General features: G+C 57.7%; 1 protein-coding gene. It reads right to left on the bottom strand.

Features of this window, described 5'->3' with window-relative positions:
• Positions 1 to 33: 33 nt before the first annotated feature.
• Positions 34 to 1,406 (bottom strand): IS3 family transposase gene (locus tag J5M71_RS25900; protein WP_207838276.1). Its coding sequence is split into 2 segments (ribosomal slippage): positions 34 to 930 and positions 933 to 1,406, totalling 1,371 coding nucleotides; the frame shifts between segments, so codons are not numbered across the junction.
• Positions 1,407 to 1,457: the final 51 nt, after the last annotated feature.

Below are 1,457 nucleotides of genomic sequence, written 5' to 3'. Positions count from 1 at the left end.
TGAGGTGCGCCCCATTTGTTGGACAATCTTTGATTAGGCTGCTGCGGCCTGATTCCTGTATGCCACGGGACTCAGGCCGGCCAGCCCCATCTTGATTCGATCATGGTTGTAGTAATCGATGTATTCATCGATTGCAGCGCTCAGATCTTCGATGCTGGCGAAGCGCTGACCATGATACATCTCGGTCTTCAGTGTGCCGAAGAAACTCTCCATTCGCGCATTGTCCAGGCAGTTGCCCTTGCGTGACATGCTCTGCTCCAGTCCCCTCTCCTCAAGTCGATTCCGGTAGCGGTAGTACTGATACTGCCAGCCCTGGTCGGAGTGCAGCATAGGCCTGGCCCCTTCCGGCAGCCGTGACAGCGCCTGTTCGAGCATCTGACCAACCAATGGATAGTGCGGCGAGGTGTCGATCTGATGTGCCACGATCTCGCCATTGAATAGGTCCAGCACCGGAGAGAGATACAGCTTTTCACCCGCCACCTTGAACTCGGTCACGTCCGTTACCCACCTCGTGTTTGGCTCTTCTGCCGTGAACTTGCGCTCCATCGTGTTGGGGGCGATGCGTCCGGGCTGGCCACGATAGGACTTGTACTTCTTCACGCGGACCGTGCATTTGAGGTCGAGCTCGGCCATCAGTCGCCGCACGACCTTGCTGTTCACTACATGGCCGGCGCTGCGCAGTGTCGCTGTCATGCGCCGATAGCCGTAGCGACCTTTATGCTGCTCCTGGATCTCACGGATACGGTCCTTGAGCGGAGCCAGCTTGTCACCGGCGACCATCAACTTGCGCTGGTAGTAATACGTACTGCGCGCCAGTCCGGCCAGCTTAAGCAGGCCGTCGAGCGGGAAGCGGGTGCGCAGGGCCGAGATGATCAGGACTTTTTCTTCCCGGCCTTCTTCTGTCTCGCCTTCTCCTCGCGCAGTTCTTTTAACTTTTTTAGGTAGGCGATCTCCATCTCGGCGTGGCGCAACTTGGCTAGCAGTTCGGCGTGCGAGAGTTCTTCATCGGCCTTGGGCGACGTGTTGGCGGGTGGGACGGATGGTTTGATCATGACGTTACGCGGTCCTTTGGTTCCTGCTACCAGGGCTTTGATGCCGCCACTGTAGTACTGCGCTTCCCATATGCCTATCTGGCTGGAATGCGTCAGGTTGAAAACGGCCGCTGTTTGGCGCAACGACAACTTGTCGCGCCATTTCCGCTCGAGCACCGAGAGCTTGAACTCAGGGCTGAAAGTCCGCGCTTGTCTGGACAGGCTGGTCTCGCCATGGATGCGGTAGGCCTGTACCCAGCGGCGCAGCAAGGAGGGGTCCATCTGGAACTTCGCGGCAATGAAACGGTAGCCAAGGCCTCGTTGCAGAAAAGCCTGGATGGCGGAAAGCTTGAACTGTCTGGTGTGCTTGCTCATGTGAAACGCCCCTGAGGTTGGATTTTTGTCCAACATCAGGGGCGCAGTTCA

The sequence above is a fragment of the Pseudomonas sp. 43(2021) genome, from assembly GCF_017490805.1.
Classification (GTDB): domain Bacteria; phylum Pseudomonadota; class Gammaproteobacteria; order Pseudomonadales; family Pseudomonadaceae; genus Aquipseudomonas.
Note: the sequence above shows the minus strand (reverse complement) of the source record. Positions and strands in the feature narration are given on the sequence as shown.